The sequence below is a fragment of the Arthrobacter sp. YAF17 genome (genome assembly GCF_052113365.1).
GTDB lineage: Bacteria > Actinomycetota > Actinomycetes > Actinomycetales > Micrococcaceae > Arthrobacter.
This window is the reverse complement of sequence record NZ_JBFRDB010000003.1, coordinates 1-19,735: the sequence shown is the minus strand read 5'-3', so window position 1 is coordinate 19,735 and position 19,735 is coordinate 1. Positions and strand designations below refer to the sequence as shown.

General features: G+C 70.0%; 15 protein-coding genes. 5 read left to right on the top strand and 10 right to left on the bottom strand.

Annotated elements, in window-relative coordinates; genetic code table 11:
* Nucleotides 1–440: 440 nt before the first annotated feature.
* The 3 genes from AB4Y67_RS04125 to AB4Y67_RS04115 all read right to left on the bottom strand — a co-directional run bounded on the left by AB4Y67_RS04125 (nucleotide 441) and on the right by AB4Y67_RS04115 (nucleotide 7,815).
* The gene (locus tag AB4Y67_RS04125; RefSeq protein ID WP_441404525.1) at nucleotides 441–3,989 is read right to left on the bottom strand and encodes an ATP-dependent helicase; all 3,549 of its coding nucleotides are present in this window, start codon (nucleotides 3,987–3,989) and stop codon (nucleotides 441–443) included.
* Nucleotides 3,986–7,309, bottom strand: coding sequence for an ATP-dependent helicase (locus AB4Y67_RS04120; protein WP_441404698.1), 3,324 nt, complete (start codon nucleotides 7,307–7,309; stop codon nucleotides 3,986–3,988). The genes AB4Y67_RS04125 and AB4Y67_RS04120 overlap by 4 nt, the downstream gene beginning before the upstream one ends.
* Nucleotides 7,310–7,398: 89 nt before the next feature.
* Nucleotides 7,399–7,815, bottom strand: coding sequence for an MGMT family protein (locus AB4Y67_RS04115; protein ID WP_441404524.1), 417 nt, complete (start codon nucleotides 7,813–7,815; stop codon nucleotides 7,399–7,401).
* A 151-nt stretch (nucleotides 7,816–7,966) separates the two neighbouring features.
* Here AB4Y67_RS04115 and AB4Y67_RS04110 point away from each other — a divergent pair, with 151 nt between their 5' ends.
* From AB4Y67_RS04110 to AB4Y67_RS04095, 4 genes are all read left to right on the top strand, one after another.
* Nucleotides 7,967–8,677, top strand: a complete 711-nt coding sequence (locus AB4Y67_RS04110; RefSeq protein WP_441404523.1) for a 3'-5' exonuclease — start codon at nucleotides 7,967–7,969, stop codon at nucleotides 8,675–8,677.
* A 334-nt stretch (nucleotides 8,678–9,011) separates the two neighbouring features.
* Complete coding sequence (locus AB4Y67_RS04105) at nucleotides 9,012–10,088, top strand: methionine ABC transporter ATP-binding protein (RefSeq protein WP_441404522.1); 1,077 nt, start codon at nucleotides 9,012–9,014, stop codon at nucleotides 10,086–10,088.
* On the top strand, nucleotides 10,085–10,756 hold the full coding sequence (locus AB4Y67_RS04100) for a methionine ABC transporter permease (RefSeq protein ID WP_441404521.1): 672 nt from the start codon (nucleotides 10,085–10,087) through the stop codon (nucleotides 10,754–10,756). Before AB4Y67_RS04105 ends, AB4Y67_RS04100 begins: the two co-directional genes overlap by 4 nt.
* A gap of 105 nt (nucleotides 10,757–10,861) precedes the next feature.
* A complete protein-coding gene (locus AB4Y67_RS04095) occupies nucleotides 10,862–11,704 on the top strand; it encodes a MetQ/NlpA family ABC transporter substrate-binding protein (RefSeq protein WP_441404520.1) in 843 nt (280 codons plus the stop codon).
* A gap of 109 nt (nucleotides 11,705–11,813) precedes the next feature.
* Here AB4Y67_RS04095 and hemL read toward each other — a convergent pair whose 3' ends face one another.
* The 7 genes from hemL to hemQ all read right to left on the bottom strand — a co-directional run bounded on the left by hemL (nucleotide 11,814) and on the right by hemQ (nucleotide 19,278).
* On the bottom strand, nucleotides 11,814–13,145 hold the full coding sequence (gene hemL / locus AB4Y67_RS04090) for a glutamate-1-semialdehyde 2,1-aminomutase (protein ID WP_441404519.1): 1,332 nt from the start codon (nucleotides 13,143–13,145) through the stop codon (nucleotides 11,814–11,816).
* Nucleotides 13,146–13,163: 18 nt separating this feature from the next.
* Nucleotides 13,164–14,270: an LLM class flavin-dependent oxidoreductase gene (locus AB4Y67_RS04085; RefSeq protein WP_441404518.1), complete on the bottom strand. Its 1,107-nt coding sequence runs from the start codon at nucleotides 14,268–14,270 to the stop codon at nucleotides 13,164–13,166.
* Nucleotides 14,270–15,250, bottom strand: coding sequence for a porphobilinogen synthase (gene hemB, locus AB4Y67_RS04080; RefSeq protein ID WP_441404517.1), 981 nt, complete (start codon nucleotides 15,248–15,250; stop codon nucleotides 14,270–14,272). The genes AB4Y67_RS04085 and hemB overlap by 1 nt, the downstream gene beginning before the upstream one ends.
* Nucleotides 15,247–16,146 (bottom strand): uroporphyrinogen-III synthase, encoded by a 900-nt coding sequence (locus AB4Y67_RS04075; protein ID WP_441404697.1) that lies wholly within the window; start codon nucleotides 16,144–16,146, stop codon nucleotides 15,247–15,249. The genes hemB and AB4Y67_RS04075 overlap by 4 nt, the downstream gene beginning before the upstream one ends.
* Before the next feature lie 146 nt (nucleotides 16,147–16,292).
* Complete coding sequence (hemC, locus tag AB4Y67_RS04070) at nucleotides 16,293–17,291, bottom strand: hydroxymethylbilane synthase (RefSeq protein ID WP_441404516.1); 999 nt, start codon at nucleotides 17,289–17,291, stop codon at nucleotides 16,293–16,295.
* Nucleotides 17,288–18,568: a ferrochelatase gene (locus AB4Y67_RS04065; RefSeq protein WP_441404515.1), complete on the bottom strand. Its 1,281-nt coding sequence runs from the start codon at nucleotides 18,566–18,568 to the stop codon at nucleotides 17,288–17,290. Before AB4Y67_RS04065 ends, hemC begins: the two co-directional genes overlap by 4 nt.
* On the bottom strand, nucleotides 18,565–19,278 hold the full coding sequence (hemQ, locus tag AB4Y67_RS04060; protein WP_441404514.1) for a hydrogen peroxide-dependent heme synthase: 714 nt from the start codon (nucleotides 19,276–19,278) through the stop codon (nucleotides 18,565–18,567). Before hemQ ends, AB4Y67_RS04065 begins: the two co-directional genes overlap by 4 nt.
* A gap of 195 nt (nucleotides 19,279–19,473) precedes the next feature.
* Here hemQ and AB4Y67_RS04055 point away from each other — a divergent pair.
* Nucleotides 19,474–19,735 (top strand): hypothetical protein (locus AB4Y67_RS04055; RefSeq protein ID WP_441404513.1); only part of this gene is annotated, 262 nt, incomplete at its 3' end.

The following is a 19,735-nucleotide window of genomic DNA, read 5'->3' as shown; positions in this document are numbered from 1 at the left end:
GGCGCGGCCGACAGCGTCGAAATCGACAGCGCCGGCGAAGAGGAGCGTGCCGGCACCGCCGACGGCGCCGGGCAGGCCGGGCCTGCGGCCCACAAGGTCTCCAGCGTCTCAGTGACGGCAATCCCCGTCGACGAACCGGCCGCCGACGAGAAGTCCGACGAAGACACCTCGACGCAGTCGATCGCCGCAGTTCAGGCAGACGGTCACGTTCAGGCAGACGGCGCAGTTCAAGCAGACGGTCAGGTTCAGCCAGACAGCGCCGATCCAGCAGACGGTGCAGTTCAAGCAGAGGGTGCAGTGCCAGCAGACGGTGCAGTTCAGCCGGTTCAGGCAGACGGTCCGGTTCCGGCCGATGCTGCCGCGGTGGCCCCTGCAGACCAGGTTCGCGCTGCCGACGACACGTCGACCACCGCTCTCACGGTGGTCGAGGCGAAGTCCCGCTAGCCTGCTCCCAGGGCCGTGGCCACGATTTGTTCGAGCCGTTCCGCTGAGCCCAGATCGTGCGGGCGGACCACCTGGTTGTCCGCCACGTAGTAGAACGCTGCCCGGACCTGGTCCAGGGGAACGTCCTTGAGCCGGGCCCAGGCGAGCCGGTACACAGCCAACTGCACGGCCTTGGTCTTGAGCTGGGCGGCGGACGGGCGGCGGCCGGTCTTCCAGTCCACCAGGTCCCAGCGGCCGTCGGCATCGCGGAAGACGGCGTCGATCCGGCCTCGGACCACGACGTCACCGATCCGGGTCTCCACCGGCACCTCGACGTGGGCCGGGGCGCGGTTGGCCCACTCGGACCGGCGGAAGGTCTCCACCATGGTGTCCAGTCCGTAGGCCTCGTCGATATGGTCGTCGGAGCCTGCCGCCTCACCGAGGTCCAGCATGCCGGCGGTGCCGAAGTACTCCTCCACCCAGGCGTGGAAAGCGGTGCCTTTGCGGGCGGACATTCCCGGTTCCCGCGGGACCGGACGACGCAGCCGGGCGACGACGGAGCCGGCGTCGTCGTCCAGATCCACCAGGGTGGACGCGGAGATGTGGCCCGGGAGGTGCACATCCTGCATCAGGGTGCGGCGGGAGCGGCGCTCCAGCAAGGTCGCGGCCTCGAGCGCCCAGCCGCCGGCCGGGCCGCGAAGGGGCCGGCGCCGTCCCGGATCAGTGCCGCTTGCCTCAGCCGCGGCAGCCACGAGCACTCCGGAATCGAGTGATTCCAGCACGCGTGCCGCCGCGGACTGCATGGCCGCACGCCGGCCCGGAACCAGCCGCAGCCGGGCTCCCGTGCGCGGATCGGTCGGCCCCTCAAACGGGTCATACGGCCACCCGGCCACTTCCAGTTCCGAGGTCAGCGGGCTCTCGTCCGGCAGCGATTCCTCACTGACGGACTGGGGGTGGATCCCGGCGGCGCCGTCGGGAATAAGAATCTCAAGCTCGGCCAGGAAGGGCGACATGTCGGCCATGCCGGCGCGGGAGCCGACCCATGCGGCGCTGGAAACCCAGAGCACGTGTTTGGCCCGGGTGTAAGCCACGTAGGCGAGCCGACGTTCCTCGGCCTCGCCGTGCACCTGCACCGCGGACTTGAACTCCTTCTCGGCGTCGAGCCAGCCTTTTTGGTCCGGGTGGTCGAGGTCCCATTGCGGCAGGTCCGCGCGGTCCCCGCGCAACGGCCACGGCAGCGCGGCGCTGCCGCTGCTCCAGCGCGAATCCCGGCTGCTGGGGAACGCCCCGGCATTAAGCCCGGGCACGAAGACCACGTCCCATTCCAGGCCTTTGGAGGCATGGACTGTCAGAAGCTGCACCGCTTCGTGGTTCACCTCCGGTGCAGCGGCGTCAAGGCCGTTCTCTTCGGCGGCTGCGGCCTCCAGCCAGGCCAGGAAGGCGAGCACATCGACCCGATGTGACGTGTACAGGAACCCGGCTGCGGCGTCCTGGAAGGCGTCCAGGTTGCGGCGGGCCTGGTGGATGCTGATTCCGGGCCGCGCGGCCACTTCGATGTCCAGAAGCATGGCCCGCTCCACCTCGCCGAGGAGGGTCGTGAGGTCATCGCCCATGTAGCCGCGCAGTTGCCGCAGCTCGGCCGAGAGCCGGTGCAGGCGTTCCAGCGCCTCGGGGCTCAGCCGGCGGCCGTGCGCCGAGGTCCAGTCCTCGCGCGGCAGCCAGTCAAGGGCCTCGACCAGGCTGGCGGCGTCGGTGAGGTCACCCTCGATCACGGCAGTCTCTGCAACGTCGTCGGCGGCGTCGTCGTCCGTGCTGCCGGGCCGGCCGCGGCGCCGGGCAAGGAAGCTGGACCAGTCCCGCAGGGCCATCAGGTCCGCGGCGCCGATCCGCCAGCGCGCCCCGGCGAGCAGGCGCATGAGCGAGTCAGAGCGGCCCGGATCGGCCAGCACGCGGAGGGTCGCGACCAGGTCGACAATCTCGGGGGTGTCCAGGAGCCCGCCGAGGCCGACGATCTCATACGGGATCCCGCGCACCTCGAACTCGCGGCGGATGCATTCCATCTGGGCGCGCCGCCGGCACAGCACGGCCATGGCGGGAGGCTCAGGCTCCGCTGCCGAGGCGTCAAAGTCGGTCACCCGGAACTTCAACACGTCGTCCGCGATCGCCGTTGCCTCGTCCTCGTCGGTGCCGAAGCGGCCCATCAGCACGCGGCCCTGGACCGCGGCCGGGCTGGGCTGCAGCGGCGGCACTTCGACGCCGCCGGCGGTGTCGCGCTCGCCGGCCGGGCCGGTCTGGGCTGCGGCCTGGCTGAGCGGTGCCGAGATGACGTTGGCGGCGGCGAGGATATTCCGGCCGTTGCGCCACGCGGTGGTGAGGTACGACGTCGGCGCCACGGCAAAGCGCGCGGTGTTGTCCGTGCCGGCAGCGCCGGACTCGGGAACCCCGCCGCCCGCAGATTCGTCCGCAGATTCGTCTGTGGCAAGCCGTACCGGGAATTCGCGGACGAAGTGGAAGAGCTGGCCGGCGGATGCGCCGCGGAACCCGTAGATGGACTGGTTCGGGTCCCCCACCGCCGTGACCGCGTGGCCGTCGCCGAACAGCCGGGAGAAGAGGACCAGCTGGGCGTGCGAGGTGTCTTGGAACTCATCCAGGAGCACCACCTTGTAACGCTGCCTTTCGATTTCCGCGGCGACCGGGATCTCGTTGGCGACACGGGCCGCGAGGGCCACGAGGTCGCCGAAGTCCAGGGCGCCGCGGGCGCGCTTCGCGTCCGTGTAGCGTCCCACCATCTCCGCGACGCTGGCCCGCGTGCGCAGCAGCCCGCTGAGCTCCCCCGCCGCCTGGCTGGGGTTCTTCTTGGCCGTGGCGAGATAGGGCAGAGATTCGAACTCGGCCACCCGGTCCAGCAGCCAGCCGCGGACCCCGGACGGGTCCTGGAGATGTTCGGCGCACTCGCCGGCGAGCTGGATGACGGCCTTGACCAGGGTGGATTTGGCGGCGCGGAAGTGTTCGTAGTCGCCGTCGAACGCCTCCACGACTTCGCTGGCGAGCTGGAAGGACTGGGCGCCGCCGAGCAGCACGACATCCCGTTCGACGCCGAGCCGGAGACCGTAATCGGACACGATCCCGCTGGCGTAGGAGTGGTAGGTGGAGACCTTGGGTTCCAGGGCGTCGGTGCTGAGCAGTCCGGCGGGGAAGACCTGGTTCTGGGTGTCGGCCGCGGCGATGCGCTGCAGCGCGGCCAGCTTGGCGCGGATGCGGGTGGCCAGCTCCCCGGCGGCTTTCCGGGTGAAGGTCACGCCGAGCACTTCCTCCGGCCGGACCCACCCGTTGGCGACGAGCCACACAACACGGTCGGCCATGGTGGCGGTCTTGCCCGACCCGGCGCCGGCAATAACGAGCCGGGGTGACAGCGGCGAGGAAATGATGTGCGACTGTTCGGCGGTGGGGCTGTTCTTTTCCCCCAGCATGGCGGAGAGCTCCTCGGGGGTAAACCGCGGCCGCGGCATGGCGTCCGGCCGCGTGGCAGCCTCCGGCCCTGCCGCCGTGGTTGTCTCGGCGCTCATTCGGTGACCTGCTTTCCCCGCACGCACAGCGGGCAGACTTCGGGAAGGCGGCAGCCGTGGCCGCCGTGGCCGCCCTTGGACGGATCGTGGCGGGCCTCGAAGGTGCTTCCGGACATGACCCGCGCGGCATCGCCCACCATGTCCAGGGCCCAGTTCTCCGCCGGGTCCAGCGGTGTCTGGGCCTGGATGCCCGGGCTCTTGGTGGTGGTGCCGAGCTGGGCCAGGACGGCCCCGCCGGGGAGCGGGGGCGGCCCGTCGTCGGGGCCGGCAAATCCGCCGGCCAGCACGGCCGCCTGGTAGGCGCCAAGCTGCGGATGCCGCTCGAGATCGGCTTTGCCCGGCTGCCGCTTGCCGGTCTTGAGGTCCACGACGACGAGCCGCCCCTCCGCGTCGATCTCCAGCCGGTCGACCTGGCCGCGGAGCACGGCCGGGCGGGCCGGCCACGATTCGCCCTCGATCTCGGCGGCGTTGTCGCCATCGGCGCCGACGCTGCGGGCCGAGGCCGCAACGTCCGGGAGTTTCACTTCGAAGTCCTGCTCGACGCCCACCAGGGACCGGCCCTCGCTGCGCATCACCAGCACGTACTGGGCGAGCTTACGGACCATGTTTTCGGCGCGCTGGAAGTCCAGCTTGCCTTCCCAGTTGTCCTTCATCCCGAGCGCCGGCCAGCGGCGTACCAGCTCGGCCACGTATTCGCTGCCGGAGGCATCCGGCAGGTCCTGCGCGATGGCGTGGACCAGGGTGCCGAGGCTGCGGGCAAAGTCGGTGGCGGCCTCGCCGCCGGCCGCCTGGACAAACCAGTCCAGCGGCGACTTCTGCACGGTTTCCACTTTCGACGGCGACACATAGACGGTGCCGCCCGGGGGAACGAGGGGCTCCTCGGTGGACAGCGGCGCCAGGCCCCACCAGCTCGCGGGGTGCGCGCCGGGGACGGGCGGCTCGGCGGCGGCCAGGGCACCGAGCACGGCGCCGGCTTCCAGCGCTTCGGGGACTCCGGCGTCGAGCTGGGCGTACTGGCGCAGTTCGGCGACGAGGGCGCGCAGTGTGAGCGGACGCTCCACCGGGGTGAAACCGCGCCGGTCCTGGTCCGGGTCCAGCGGCACCACGTAGTCCAGGAACGAGGAGGGCTGCTCGTCCTCCGAGGACACGGCGGTGCAGATCAGCACCTCCTGCGCCCGTGACACGGCGGTGGAGAAGCTGCGCAGTTCGTCATAGCGGATTTCGCGCAGTCGACTGAGGGGATCCAGCTGCAGGGCATAGTCCACGCCGTGTTCGACCGCGTCGGCGAACAGCGTGCTGCCGAGCAGTTCGCCGCGGAGCCGGGTGTTGGGCCACACGCCTTCCTGCAGGCCGGGGACGATGACCACGGGCCATTCCCGGCCGGCGGCGCTGGCCGGTGTCATGAGTTCCACGGCGTCCTCCAGCTGGGCCCGTGCGGCGAGGGTGTCCATGGGGAGTTCCTGGCTGAGCAGGTACTCGAGGAACTGTTCCGGGCCGGATCCGGGCAGCTGGTCCACGAAGCGCTCGGCGGTGTGGAAGAGAGCCATCATGGCGTCGAGGTCCCGGTCCGCCCGGGCCCCTGCCGCTCCCCCGGCCAGCGCCGTCTCGGTCCAGCGGGAGGCGAGGCCGGTAGAGCTCCAGAGCGCCCACAGCACGGTTTCTGCGTTGCCGCCGGGAGCCTGGGCCGCGTCCCGGCCGGCCTGGATCATCCGGGCAATCCGGCGCGCGGAGTGCCCCTCGATGCCGAGGGTGGCCAGCGCGCCAGGTTCGAGCAGCGCCTCGACGAGGAGAACATCGCTGGTGCGGCCGCCGCCGCCCAGGAGCTCCTCCCGGCGCAGGGACTGGCGCAGGCGCCGCAGCTCGATCGCGGTGGCGCCGCCGATCCGCGAGGTCAGCAGCGCCACGGCCGCCTCGGGGCTCAGCAGTGCCGGGTCCAGGGCTACGGCATAGGCGTCGAGCAGGGGCCGGACGGCGACTTCGTCACGGACCGCGGATTCGGCCACGGGGATCCGGACCGGGATACCCTGGCCGGCGAGGTAGCGCTGCAGCTGGCTGAGCTGGCCGCCGTTGCGGACGATGACGGCGATGTCACCGAGTTCGCGGCCGTCGTTCAGCTGGGCTTCCAGGATCCGTTGGGCGACATACCGAAGTTCGTGCACCGGTGACGGCAGCAGGTGCGCCTCCACTGTGCCGCCGGCGGGGCCGGAATCCCGGGGCTGTTCGAGCCGCCGCGCCGACTGCCCGCCGGCCCGGCGGGAGATCCGCCCGGCGACGGAGAGCCAGGCGTCCGCGACGGCCGGAGTGTGGCGGTGCGCGGTCCAGAGCGGCCTTTCGATGACGGTGCCGCCGGCGGGGGCGAGCAACCGGGGAAGCTCCGCCACGAGGTCCGGGCGGGCGCCGCGGAAGCCCTGGACCACCGTGTCCGGCGATGAGGTGATGAGGACGTCCTTGCCCGCGGCGATATCCGCGAGCAGCTCGAACACGGCAGGGTTGGCTTCCTGCATGTCGTCCACGAGGACCAGCTGGAGCCTGTCGCGTTCGGCGGCCAGGAAGTCCGGTTCGTCCTGGAAGATCTGGCGTGCGGCGGTGATGATGCCGGCCGGGTCAAAGGATTCGGGCATGCGCAGGTCCAGCACGTCGCGGTACTCGGCGTACAGGGCCGCCGCGGCGACCCAGTCCGGCCGGTGGCAGCGGCGGGCGAGGACCACGAGGTCCTCGGCGGTCCGTCCGGATTCGATGATCCGGTCAAAGAGCTGSCGSACCTCCTGCCGGAAGCCGCGGGTCTGCAGGGCCGCGCCCAGGTCCTCCGGCCAGGGCAACTCGAGCCCGGGCTGCGCGTGCCCTTCGAGCAGTTCCTTGATGATCAGGTCCTGCTCCGGGCCGGACAGGAGTTTCGGCGGGCGGGGCAGCGGCAGGATTCCCTCCGCCTTGGCGCGCCGGATCAGGTCGAAGGCGTACGACGCCCAGGTGCGGGCCGGCGTCGTACTCAAGCTGCGGTCCAGCCGCGCGGTGAAGCGGTCCCGGAGCGAATCGGCGGCGAGGCGTCCGGGGGCGAGGATGAGCATCCGTTCCGGGTCGAGGCCGTCCCGCTGCGCGCGCCGGACGGCCGCTTCCACGAGCACCGTCGATTTGCCGGTCCCCGGCGCGCCGGGGATCAGGACGGGACCGGAGCCGTGGGGCACGTCGACGGCGGCGAGCTGGTCCGCGGACAGCACAGGCACCGCGCTGTGCAGCTTGCGCGGCGGCAGCAGGCGCAGCGCGGAACCGGAGCTGCCTGAGGTGCCGGACCGGGCAGGACGCGGCCCGCCCTTCGAGGGCACGGCCGACGTCGGCGGTGCTGCTGTGGGCTGGGCTGTTGTGGGCTGTGTTGCTGTGGGCGGGGCGGACTCAGGATTCTGGCTGGGGATGCTCACACAGTCATTTCATCATCGGGGGCCGACAGTTTATGCAAGGAGCGCTCCAGCCGTTCGGCAACCGCGTCGATCATGTCGAACTCTCCGTCGCCCGGTGCCCAGCGGGCGGCCATGAGGTCCACGCGCCAGCGTCCCTCGCCGGCCCGGAGATACTCGGCATAGCTGCCCAGCAGCGGGGTGCCTTCCTGCAGGTACAGGGCAAGGGCCTCGCGCTCGTGCCCCGGAGGCGCGTCTCCGCTGGCCTTCAGGACCCGCCACCAGGGCACGGAGCTGCCATGGTGGCTCATGACGGAACCGATCTGCCGGGCACCGCCGGAACCGAGGAGTTCGGCGACGTCGCCATACGCCACCGCGGTGCCTGCAGGGATCAATGCCACCACTTCCAGCACCGCTTCCACATACTCCATCCGCATGGCACAAGCCTAGCGTCCGGACGACGCCGACCGCCCACCGCGCAGGTCCGCTTCGCCCCGGTTCAGCCGCTGCGGCCGCAAGTCAGGCGGCGCCGTGCGGGGCACGGGGTGGCGGCGCATTACCGTCGGTGGCAGCAGGTAGCGTTGAAGCATGAGCACCTGGAACACCCTCCCCCGCGCAGCCTTCGACCTTGAAACCACCGGACGGAACTCCCGTGCCGCCCGGATCGTCACGGCGTCCATCACCGTGGTCGACGCCACGGGTGGGATCATCAACGAGCACGAGTGGCTCGCCGATCCGGGGGTCGAAATCCCGACGGAGGCCAGTGACATCCACGGCGTCACGACCGAGCGTGCCCGCAGCGAAGGCCGCCCCGCCGCGGAGGTGACGCGGGAGGTCGCCGCCGTGCTGCAGGAGCTCTTCGACACCGGGGTGCCGGTCATCGCGTTCAACGCCAGCTACGACTTCACCGTGCTCGCCGCGGAATCGGCCCGCTACGGCGTGCCGCAGCTGAGCCGTTTCCCCGTGCTGGATCCGTACATCATGAACAAGCAGGTGGACCGCTACCGCAAGGGCAAGCGCACCCTCACTGCCCTGTGCGAGGAGTACGGGGTGAACCTGGACAACGCCCACACCTCGGCGGCTGACGCCCTGGCCACCCTGCGTATGCTCGACGCCATGGCCGGGAAGTTCCCCAAGCTGCGGATGCCGGCCAGCCACCTGCACCAGCTCCAGGTCGAATGGGCCTCCGCGCAGGCCTCGGATTTCCAGAGCTACCTGCGCAAATCCAAGCCCGCCGCCGTCATCGAGGGCGACTGGCCGGTCCTCCCGCCCGAGGACGCCAGCCGCGGGGACTTCTAGCCCGGCGGGTTTTCGTCCGACGCACCGCCCCGGCGACCGCCCGGGCAGTGCGTCGTGCGGGAGGTCCGGCCACCGCCGCGCAAGTCGTTGGGACGGAAATCACAGCCCGTCCCGGCCCCCGCCACGCCCCGACGCCGCTGTCAGGGATTCCGGGAACCGGGGAGGCGCAGCCGCGCCGCCCGGGCAACCGGGCGATCAGCTGAATTATCCGCATCGTTTYACCCTTTGTGACGAACTAAATGCGCAAGTGGATGCCAAATGGCGCCCCTGACATAATTTAGTTCAGAACCCGGCGTGTGTTATGCCGCGCCGACCCCAAACCGCCAAGGGATAGATGATCACAGTTACTGACCTGCGCAAGGTCTACCAGCAGGGCAAAAAAGAGGTGGTAGCCCTCGACGGCGTCACCCTCTCGGTGCCCAAGGGCTCCATCCACGGCATCATCGGCCATTCGGGTGCCGGCAAGTCGACCCTCGTGCGCTGCCTGACCCTGCTGGACCGTCCGACGTCGGGCTCCGTCAGCATTGACGGCACCGAGCTCAGCTCCGTGAAGGACTCGGAAATAYGGGCCGCGCGGCGGCGCATCGGCATGGTCTTCCAGCACGCGAACCTGATGGACTCCCGCACCGCGGCCGGCAACGTGGCGCATCCCCTTGAACTCGTGAAAACTCCGAAGGAAAAGATCCGGACCCGGGTGGCTGAGCTCCTGAAGCTCGTCGGCCTCGAAGGGTTCGAGAATGCCTACCCTTCGCAGCTCTCAGGCGGCCAGCGCCAGCGTGTCGGCATCGCCCGGGCGCTGGCGTCGGACCCGGACGTGCTCCTGTGCGATGAGCCCACCTCTGCCCTGGACCCGGCCACCACGGACGAAATCCTGGACCTGATCCAGGACCTCACGAAGCGTCTGCAGCTCACCGTGCTGATCATCACGCACGAGATGAACGTCGTAAAGCGTGTCTGCGAATCCGTGTCGCTGCTCTCCCGTGGCCGCATCGTCGAGCACGGCGCCCTTCGGGACGTCGCGGGGGACCTGGACAGCAAGCTTGCCAAGGCACTCTTGCCGCTGCCGGCGTCCGAGCCCCTGACGGGTGCACTGCAGCGCGGGCCGGTGCTGGAGATCCTGTTCTCCGGCGACAGCGCCAAGGAACCCGTCCTTACCGGCGTCGCCCGGCATTTCGACATTGACATCAACGTCCTGGCCGGCAGCGTGGAGACCCTCGGCGGCCAGCAGTTCGGCCACCTGCGTGTTCAGCTGGCCGAAACCGCGGACGCTGACGCCGTGCTGGCCTACCTGCACGAGCGCGGCATCGGCGCGAAGTGTTCGGCCTCCGCCGCAGCCCAGGACCCCGACACCGCCGGCTCTGCCGTGCCGGCCTCTGTCCTCACCAACGGGGAACAGGGAGGTAACTCATGAACGACATCTTCAGCAATCCCGTCCTGGCCAAGGCCCTGCCCGAGGCCATCATCGAAACCCTCCAGATGGTGGGGATATCGTCCTTCTTCACCGTGCTGATCGGCCTGCCGCTGGGCGTGTTCCTGCACGTCTCCGCCCCGGGGGGACTCCGCCCGATGCCGGTCACCAACCGGATCCTCAGCGACGTGATCGTCAACATCACCCGTTCCATCCCGTTCGCCATCCTGATGGTGGCCCTCATTCCGCTGGCCCGCGCCCTGACCGGCACCAGCCTCGGCCCGGTGGCCGCCTCGGTGTCACTGTCGATCGGCACCATCCCGTTCTTCGCCCGGCTGGTGGAAAACTGCCTGCGCGATGTGCACCACGGCAAGATCGACGCCGCCCAGGTGATGGGGTCCACCAAGATGCAGGTCATCAACAAGGTGATGCTGCGCGAATCCCTCCCCGCCCTCGTCGCGGCCGCCACCACCACGGTGGTCACCCTCGTGGGGTTCTCCGCGATGGCAGGCCTGGTCGGCGGCGGCGGCCTCGGCAAGCTCGCATATAACTACGGCTTCCAGCGCTTCGACGTCACGGTCATGCTCGTCACCATCGTGCTGATCATCGTCCTGGTCCAGGTCATCCAGCTGGTCGGCGAGCGGATCTCACGCAGCCTCGACCACCGCTGACGCCGGACTCACCTCCTAACCCTGCAGCGGGTAGCCGCCCTCTGCATCTGCGCGGACCACGGCGTCGTCGTCGTGAATCCAGCTATTTCGAAAGGAACGCATCCAATGCGTAAGTCACTCACCCTCCTGGCCACCGGCATTGTCACTGCCCTGGCGCTGACGGCTTGCGGTGGTTCGTCCACCCCCAGCGCCCAGACCACTGCCCTGGATCCGGCCAAGCCCGTCACGCTCAAGGTCGGCGCCAGCCCCGTGCCGCAGGCGAAGATCCTCGAGTTCATCAACCAGGACCTCGCCCCCAAGGCCGGCCTGAAGCTGGACATCAAGGAAATCGAGGATTACCAGACGCCCAACACCGCACTCAGCGACGGCTCCCTGGACGCCAACTACTACCAGCACCTTCCCTGGTACGAAGACCAGGTCAAGACCAAGGGCTACAAGTTCGGGCACGGCGAAGGAATCCACATCGAGCCCTACGCCGCGTTCTCCGAGAAGGTCAAGGACATCAAGGACATCCAGGACGGCGCCAAGGTGGCCATCACGAATGACCCGTCCAACCAGGTCCGGGCCCTCAAGGTCCTCCAGGTCGCCGGCCTGGTCAAGGACATCAAAGATGACTCCTCGGTGATCACGCTGACTGATGAGCAGAACCCGAAGAAGCTTAAGTTCTCGGAGAACCAGCCGGAACTGTTGATCAACGACCTCAAGGACCCGTCAGTCGACCTGGCCCTGATCAACGGCAACTTCATCCTCAAGGCCGGCCTGAGCACCAAGGACGCCCTCGCGGTCGAGTCCGTGGAGAACAACCCTTACGCCAACTTCCTGGCCTGGCGCGAGGACTCCAAGGACGATGTGCGCATCAAGAAGCTCGACGAGCTCCTGCACTCCCCCGAGGTCAAGGCCTTCATCGAGAAGGAATGGCCCAACGGTGACGTGACCGTGGCGTTCTAGTCCCCGGTTCAGACTCCGCTTAACAACTTTGGGCACCCGCCGCGGCGGGTGCCCAAAGTGTTTAACGACGACGCCGTAACGCCGCCTTTAGCTTCTGCTGCCTTTGGGCCTAGGCCTTCGCGGCGGCCGCGGCCTTGGCGGCGGCGGGCAGGGCGTCGAAGATCCGGTTCATCGCGGCGTCGTCGTGCGCGGCGGAGAGGAACCAGGCTTCGAAGACCGACGGCGGCAGGTAGACCCCGGAGTCCAGCATGGAGTGGAAGAACGGCGCGTACCGGAAGACTTCCTGGGCCTGGGCGTCCTCGTAGTTGTGCACGCCGCGGGCGGACGTCCCGAAGGCCACGGAGAACAGGTTCCCGGCGCGCTGGATGGAGTGGTCCACGCCCGCCGAGTCCAGCGCCGACGACAGGGCTGCAGAGAGTTCCAGCGACCGGGCGTCCACGAAGGAGTAGACCTCGGGCGTGGCGTGGGTGAGGGTAGCGACGCCGGCGGCCATYGCCACCGGRTTCCCGGAGAGCGTGCCGGCCTGGTAGACCGGTCCCAGCGGGGCAAGGTAGTCCATGACCTCGGCGCGGCCGGCGAGGGCCGCCGTCGGCATGCCGCCGCCGATCACCTTTCCGAAGGTCAGCAGGTCCGGGGCCCACGGCTCGGCGGCGCCGGCCGCCCCGCCGGTGAGGCCCCAGTAGCCGGAGTAGCCGGTGCGGAAACCGGTGAGGACCTCGTCGAGGATCAGCAGGGCGCCGTGGTCGCGGGTGATCCGGGCCAGCCCGGCGTTGAAGCCCTCGCCCGGGGTCACTACGCCCATGTTGGCCGGCGCGGCCTCCGTGATGACGGCGGCGATGCTGTCGCCGTGCTTGGCGAAGGCGGCTTCGACGGCGTCGAGGTCGTTGTAGGGCAGCACCAGGGTCTCGGCGGCCGTGGCTGCGGTGACGCCGGCCGAGCCGGGCAGCGCAAGGGTCGCGAGGCCGGAGCCGGCGGCGGCGAGGAGCCCGTCCAGGTGGCCGTGGTAGCAGCCGGCGAACTTGATGATGAGGTTCCGGCCGGTGAAGCCGCGGGCCAGCCGGACGGCGGTCATGGTCGCTTCGGTGCCGGTGGAGACCATCCGGACCCGCTCGGCGGCCGGGACGCGCTCCTGGACGATCGCGGCGAGGGTGGCCTCATCCGGGGTGGAGGCGCCGAAGGACAGCCCGCGGTCGACCGCGGCGTGCACGGCGGCGAGGACGGCCGGGTGGGCATGTCCCAGCAGCGCCGGCCCCCACGAGCAGACGAGGTCGACATACTCGTCGCCGTCGGCGTCGGTCAGGTACGGGCCTTTGGCGGAGACCATAAAGCGCGGGGTCCCGCCCACGGAGCCGAACGCGCGGACCGGGGAGTTGACGCCGCCCGGCATCAGTTGGCGGGCGCGGTCGAAGAGTTCCTCGTTGCGAGGATGGCTGGAAGTCATGGTTCCTATTCTTTCAGTTCAGTTCGGGGGCGCAGACGCCAGCAGGGCGGCCACCCGGGGGGCCACCTCGGTGCCGAACAGCTCGATGGAGCGCATCATCGCCTTGTGCGGCAGGGTTCCGTTGCTGTATTTGAGGTCGAAGCGGTCCACTCCGAGGTTCTTTTTCAGCAGTGCGATCTTCGCGGCGACGGTGTCCGGGGAGCCGACGTAGAGGGCGCCCTCGGGCGTGCACATGGCGTCAAACTCGGCCCGGCTGGCCGGCCCCCAGCCGCGCTCGGCGCCGATCAGGTTGCGCTGTCCGAGCCAGTGCGGGAAGAACTCGTCCCGCGCCGCCTCGTCGGTCTCGGCAACGTGTCCGGGTGAATGTGTGGCCATCTGCTGCATCGGATGCCCGTACTTGGCCATCGCCTCGCGGTAGAGGTTCGTCAGGGGGCCGAAGGACCGCGGCTGTCCGCCGATGATCGCGAAGATGACCGGGTAGCCGTACTCGGCGCAGCGCAGCACGGACTCGGGGGTCCCGCCGACGCCGATCCATGCCGGCAGGAGGTGGTGCTCCAGCGGCGGGTAGGCACTGAGCCCGTTGATGGCAGGGCGCGTGCGGCCTTCCCAGCGGATGGGTTTCTGGGCGCGGACCTTGTCAAAGAGCTCGAGCTTCTCCTCGAACAGGACCTCGTAGTCGGCCAGGTCGAGGCCGAAGAGCGGGAAGGACTCAACGAAGGAGCCGCGGCCCAGCATGACCTCGGCCCGGCCGTTGGAGATGGCGTCGACGGTGGAGAAGCGCTGGAAGACCCTGATGGGGTCATCGGAGCTGAGGACGGTGACGGCCGAGCCGAGCCGGATGTGCTTGGTCCTGGCCGCTGCCGCGGCGAGGAACACCTCCGGGGCGGAGACTGCGAAGTCGCGGCGGTGGTGCTCCCCCACACCGAAGGCATGGAGCCCCACCTCATCCGCCAGCTCTGCCTGCTCCAGCAGCTGCCGCAGCACCTGGGCGTGCGGGACGGGGTGCCCGTCGGGGAAGACCCCCACGTCGCCGAAAGTGTTCAGTCCCAGCAGGATGCGGCCAGGCCCCACGGGGGCAGTCGGGTTCGCCCCCGATGCCGGGCCGGGGGTTGTCGTGTTGTTCATTAGGACTCCTTCAGCCAGCCGGCAAGCTCGCTCGCCCAGTAGGTCAGGACCATGTTGGCCCCGGCGCGCTTGATGCCCAGCACGGATTCGGTGATCGCGGCCCGGCGGTCGATCCAGCCGTGGGCGGCGGCGGCCTCGATCATCGAGTACTCACCGGAGATCTGGTAGGCGGCCACCGGGACCGGGCTCATCGCGGCGACGTCGGCGAGGACGTCGAGGTAGCTCATGGCGGGTTTCACCATGACCATGTCGGCTCCTTCCTCGAGGTCCAGCTCCACTTCGAGGATCGCTTCGCGGCGGTTTGCCGCGTCCATCTGGTAGGTGCGGCGGTCGCCCTTGAGCTGCGAATCGACGGCCTCGCGGAACGGGCCGTAGAAGGCCGAGGCGTATTTCGCTGCGTAGGCGATGACCGCGGTGTTGGCGTGGCCGGCGTCCTCCAGGGCCCGCCGGATCACGCCGATCTGGCCGTCCATCATCCCCGACGGGCCGAGCACGTGCGCACCCGCCTCCGCCTGGGCCACGGCCATCTGGCCGTAGATCTCCAGCGTGGCGTCGTTGTCCACATAGCCGTTGGAGTCGAGGACGCCGCAGTGCCCGTGATCGGTGAATTCGTCCAGGCAGACGTCGCTCATGATGACGAGTTCGTCCCCGACCTCGGCGCGGACGTCCCGGATGGCCTTGTTCAGGACGCCGTCGGGGTCCAGCGAGGCTGTGCCCGCGGCGTCGCGGACGGCGGGGATGCCGAAGAGCATGATGCCGCCGACGCCGAGCTCCACGGCTTCGGCAGCGGCGCGCTTCAAGGTGTCCGTGGTGTGCTGCTGCACGCCGGGCATCGACGCGATGGGATTCGGCTCGCTCAGGCCTTCGCGGATGAAGGCGGGCAGGATGAGATCCGAGGCCGAGAGGCGGTGTTCGGCGGTCAGCCGGCGCATGGCCGGGGTGGTGCGCAGCCGGCGGGGGCGGTGGGTCGGGAAGCTCATATGGTGTCCTTTGCTGGGGGCTCGGCGACGGGCTGATGAGGTGTGGACGGTTGGCTGGCCAGGGCCCGGATGACGGCGGCAACCAGGCCGGAGGCGGTGGGTTCCGCGGCGGTGGAGGCGACGCTGAGGCCAAGCGACTCTGCCTCGGCGGCGGTCGAACGTCCGATCGCCACGAAGCGGCAGGTGCCCAGCGGGGCGAGGTCCTCGCGGATCCGCCGGGCAGCGCTCGGGGACGCGGCGACGACGGCGTGCAGCCGGCCGGCCGCGATTTCGGCCTTCGCCTGGTCGGGGGTGAGCACCGTTGCCCCGTTGTCCCGATGTGAGCCGGCCCCGGGCGGCGCTGCCGGCTGGCACACGGCGAGGCTGCGGCCCGGGTCGGCCGGGTAATCGACTGTGCGGTACGCGGTCACGGTCTGGACGGAGGCGCCCCGGGCCTCCAAGCCGCGGCGGAGCCGGGGGTCGGCGATGTCGGCCTGCGGCAGGAGCACGCTGCCTTGGTGTTCCGGCCAGATGTCGATGAGCCCCGCACCGGACTGCTGTCCGGTCGGTGCCAGGTCGACGGCGACTCCGCGGCCTTCCAGGAACCGGCGGGTCGCGGGTCCGACCGTGGCCACGAGGAGGCTGCCCGGGAGCCAGTTGCTGAGGGTTGTGCCCCGCTCGGCGGCTTTGGCCTCGAGCGCCTGGACTGTGGTCACGCTGCTGACCACCAGCCAGGCGTAGGCACCGGCGCCGAGGGCGTCGAAAGCCACATCCAGCGAGTGCTGGTCGCTGGCGAGTTCGAAATCGATGAGCGGCAGCAGCAGCGGTTCGGCACCGGCGCCGCGCAGGGCGGTCACAAGCTCCGCCGCGCGGTCCGGGCTGCGGGCAACGAGGACCCGGGCGCCCGGAGCCCTCATGCCGGGCTGCCCGCTGCGGTCCGGGTCATTTCGGGCGCCGTCGTTTCGGGCGCGGTCATTTCGGGCGCCGTCGTTCCAGGCGCCGTCGTTCCGGACCTCGTCGTTTCGGGCGCTGTGCCGTCCCATGACCTGATGGATTCCGCGGTTCAGGAAGCGGCCAGGTCCGCGATGTCGGCGGCGCCGCGGGCCAGCAGGACTTCGGCGAGCTCAATCCCGAGCAGGGTTGCCCCGACTTCCGTCAGTCCGTCCGTGGCCTTCTGGTCCCGGACGAAGGCTGTTCCGTCGACGGCACAAACCACGGCTTCGAGGTGCAGGAGGCTGCCCTTGCGGTAGGCGTATGCACCTACCGGCGCGGCGCAGCCGGCTTCCAGCCGGGCCAGGAGCGCCCGCTCGGCGGTGACGGCGAGGCGGGTGTCGGGATCGTCGAGGGCGGCGAGTGCCTGCGCCAGCACACCCTGCGATCCCTCGGTAGATCCCGCCTTGCGCGGCGCATCGGCCGAGCGGCATTCGATCGCAAGAGAGCCCTGGCCGGCTGCGGGCAGCATGACGTCGGTTTCAAGGTACTCGCTGACAGCGTCGAGCCGGCCGATCCGGTGCAGCCCGGCAGCGGCGAGCACGACGGCGTCGAGGTCGCAGCTCTTGCCTTCCACCACGGCGTCGGTGGTGTTGCCGGGCAGTCCGGGGACGCGGCCGAGCCGGGTGTCCACGTTTCCGCGGATGTCCCGGATGTCCAGATCGGGGCGGGCGGCACGCAGCTGGGCAGCGCGGCGCGGGGAACCTGTGCCAACGGTGCCGCCGGCGGGCAGGTCGGCGAGCTTGAGCCCGTCGCGGGCGCACAGCACGTCCCGGACGTCGACGCGTTTGGGTGTCGCGGCGAGGGTCAGTCCAAGGGCGGCGCCGGTGGGCAGGTCCTTGAGCGAGTGCACAGCCACGTCGCATGCGTCCTGCAGCAGCGCATCGCGGAGGGCGGCGACGAAGACGCCGGTGCCGCCCATCTGGGACAGCGAGCCCTTGAGGACATCGCCGTCGGTGCGGATGTGGACCAGCTCGACCGGGAAACCGCCGACGGCGGCGAGCTGGTCAGCGGTCTGCTGCGTCTGGGTGAGGGCCAGTTTGCTGGCGCGGGTTCCGATCCGGACGGTCATGATGCGTTCCCGCCTGCCGGAGCGGACGCGCCTGCCGGGGCGGAGGCCGCCGGGTAGGGATCGTGGCCGGTTCCGACGGTGGTGTCGGCTCCTGCGATGGTGGGCTTTTCGCCGCGGAAATTGGCGCAGCAGCCCGGGCGGCAGACGTCGTACCAGGGGCCGAGTTTGGTCAGGTGGGGCCGGTCGGCGATGTTGTTGGCGGCGGTCCGCTCGCAGATGAGGTCCACGATGCCGCCGACGAACTTGCGGTGCGTCCCGGGCGTCGGGACCCGGCTCGCGGCGAGGCCCAGCCTGGCGCAGGTTTCCAGGGCTTCGGTGTCGAGGTCCCAGACAACTTCCATGTGGTCGCTGACGAAGCCGAGCGGCACGATCACGATGCCCTTGACACCCTGGCCGGCCAGTTCCTCGATGGCGTCGTTGATGTCGGGTTCCAGCCACGGCACGTGCGGGGCACCGGAGCGTGACTGGTAGACGAGGGACCAGGGGGCGGTGTCGCCGGTCTCGGCCTCCACCCGGCGGATGACCTCGGTGCCGGTCGCGAGGTGCTGCGCGGCGTACGCGGAGTCTTCCGCGAAGTGGCGCGGCTCGGCGTCGGAGCGGCCCGCGGCCTCGGCGTCACGGGTGGGGATTGAGTGCGTGGCAAACAGGATGTGCACGGGCGCGTCGGGGGTGCCGTCCGCGGCCAGCTTGGCCCGGACGTCGGAGAGGCCGGCGGCTGTGCCCTCGATGAACGGTTCGACGAAGCCGGGGTGGTCGAAGTATTGGCGGACCTTGTCGACTTCGAGCTTCCCGTCAAGGCCGGACTCCGTCAGCGCGATGCCGATGTCCTCGCGGTACTGGCGGCAGCTGGAGTAACAGGAGTAGGCGCTCGTGGTGACCATGAGGACCTTGCGGTGCCCGGCGTCGTACATGTCCTGGAGTGTCTGCGGGATGTAGGGGGCCCAGTTGCGGTTGCCCCAGAACACCGGCAGTTCGATCGCGCGGGCGGCGAGCTCGGCCTCGATGCCGGCCTTGAGTTCCCGGTTCTGCTGGTTGATCGGGCTGATGCCGCCGTTGGCGCGGTAGTGGTGCGAGACCTCTTCGAGCCGCTCGTCCGGGATGCCGCGGCCGCGGGTGACGTTACGCAGGAACGGAATGACGTCGTCCTGGCCTTCGGGCCCGCCGAAGGAGGCGAGGAGCACGGCGTCGTACTCCTTGGGGGCCATCCGGCCGGCTTCGGTCACCTCATTGACGGCTGTGACGGCAGCTGCAGGTTCCGCCGGATCCAGCGGGCTCATGACAGGACCTCGGCGATCTCGGCGGCGCCCACCCGGCGGCCGGTGTAGAACGGGATCTCTTCGCGGACGTGGTGGCGTGCTTCGGTGGCCCGCAGGTGGCGCATCAGGTCCACGAGGTCCACGAGGTCGGGGGCTTCCAGGCCCAGGATCCATTCCCAGTCGCCCAGGGCGAAGGAGGACACCGTGTTGGAGATGACCTGGGGGAAGTCACGGCCCAGCATGCCGTGGTCGCGGAGCATTGCGCCGCGCTCGGCGTCCGGCAGCAGGTACCACTCGTAGGAGCGGACGAAGGGGTACACGCAGAGCCACTCGGCCGGCTCCACGCCGCGGGAGAAGGCGGGGGTGTGGTTCTTGGCGAACTCGGCCTCGCGGTGCACGCCCATGGCGGACCAGGCGATCTCGGTGCCGGTGAAAAGCTTGCTGCGGCGGATGTCCCGGATGGCCCGCTGAAGGGCTTCGGGCTGGGGGCCGTGCAGCCAGATCATGATGTCCGCATCTGCGCGCATCGCCGACACGTCATAGCTGCCGCGGTGGACCACCCCTGCCTCGGCCAGCCGCGCAATGAGGGCGTCGAACTCTTCGGCAGCATCGCCGCTGCGGAGCACGTCGGCGGAGCGCTTGAAAACCGTCCAGAGCGTGAAGAACTGCTCGGCTGCTTCTTCGCTTGCTGATTCAGTTTTAGTGACAGTTTCGGCAGAAGTGTGGCTCATGGATACCAGTTTGCCCCTTCCCCTCAGCTAAGTCGAAATAAAGCACTTCTACAGCGCGTAGAAGTGCTTTATTTCACATCGATGGGGATTCCGGCGTCGGATCCGGCGCTCCGGGCAGGGAGGCGTCAGCGCCGTCAGACGCGCCGCATCCGCAGGACCACAGCACCGGCGACGAGGGACAGCGCAACGAGGCCGATGCCCGCGCCCAGCAACGGCGACGGCCCAGCGGCCTGGCGCGTCGACGTAGCCTCCATGGAAGTGCTGCCGGACCGGGGCTTGGCCGACGCCGTGGCGGGACCGCCAGTGGCCGTCGGGGAAGCGGCGGCGGCCGACGGCGATGCGGGAGCACTGGCCGACGGCGACGGTGCGGCTTCCGCCGGCGCCAGGATCACGGCCGGGGCGCTGCCGGCCGGGGCCGGAGCGGCGGTTGAGGGGCCCGGCCCGGGAACCGCGGGCA

Excerpts from the sequence above, each read along its gene's own strand:
- AB4Y67_RS04075 (WP_441404697.1), bottom strand. The coding sequence starts at position 16,146 with ATGAGGGCTCCGGGCGCCCGGGTCCTCGTTGCCCGCAGCCCGGACCGC.
- hemB (WP_441404517.1), bottom strand. The coding sequence starts at position 15,250 with ATGAGCTTCCCGACCCACCGCCCCCGCCGGCTGCGCACCACCCCGGCC.
- AB4Y67_RS04065 (WP_441404515.1), bottom strand. The coding sequence starts at position 18,568 with ATGAGCCCGCTGGATCCGGCGGAACCTGCAGCTGCCGTCACAGCCGTC.
- AB4Y67_RS04115 (WP_441404524.1), bottom strand. The coding sequence starts at position 7,815 with ATGCGGATGGAGTATGTGGAAGCGGTGCTGGAAGTGGTGGCATTGATC.
- hemQ (WP_441404514.1), bottom strand. The coding sequence starts at position 19,278 with ATGAGCCACACTTCTGCCGAAACTGTCACTAAAACTGAATCAGCAAGC.
- AB4Y67_RS04110 (WP_441404523.1), top strand. The coding sequence starts at position 7,967 with ATGAGCACCTGGAACACCCTCCCCCGCGCAGCCTTCGACCTTGAAACC.
- AB4Y67_RS04125 (WP_441404525.1), bottom strand. The coding sequence starts at position 3,989 with ATGAGCGCCGAGACAACCACGGCGGCAGGGCCGGAGGCTGCCACGCGG.
- AB4Y67_RS04100 (WP_441404521.1), top strand. The coding sequence starts at position 10,085 with ATGAACGACATCTTCAGCAATCCCGTCCTGGCCAAGGCCCTGCCCGAG.
- hemC (WP_441404516.1), bottom strand. The coding sequence starts at position 17,291 with ATGACCGTCCGGATCGGAACCCGCGCCAGCAAACTGGCCCTCACCCAG.
- AB4Y67_RS04095 (WP_441404520.1), top strand. The coding sequence starts at position 10,862 with ATGCGTAAGTCACTCACCCTCCTGGCCACCGGCATTGTCACTGCCCTG.
- AB4Y67_RS04085 (WP_441404518.1), bottom strand. The coding sequence starts at position 14,270 with ATGAACAACACGACAACCCCCGGCCCGGCATCGGGGGCGAACCCGACT.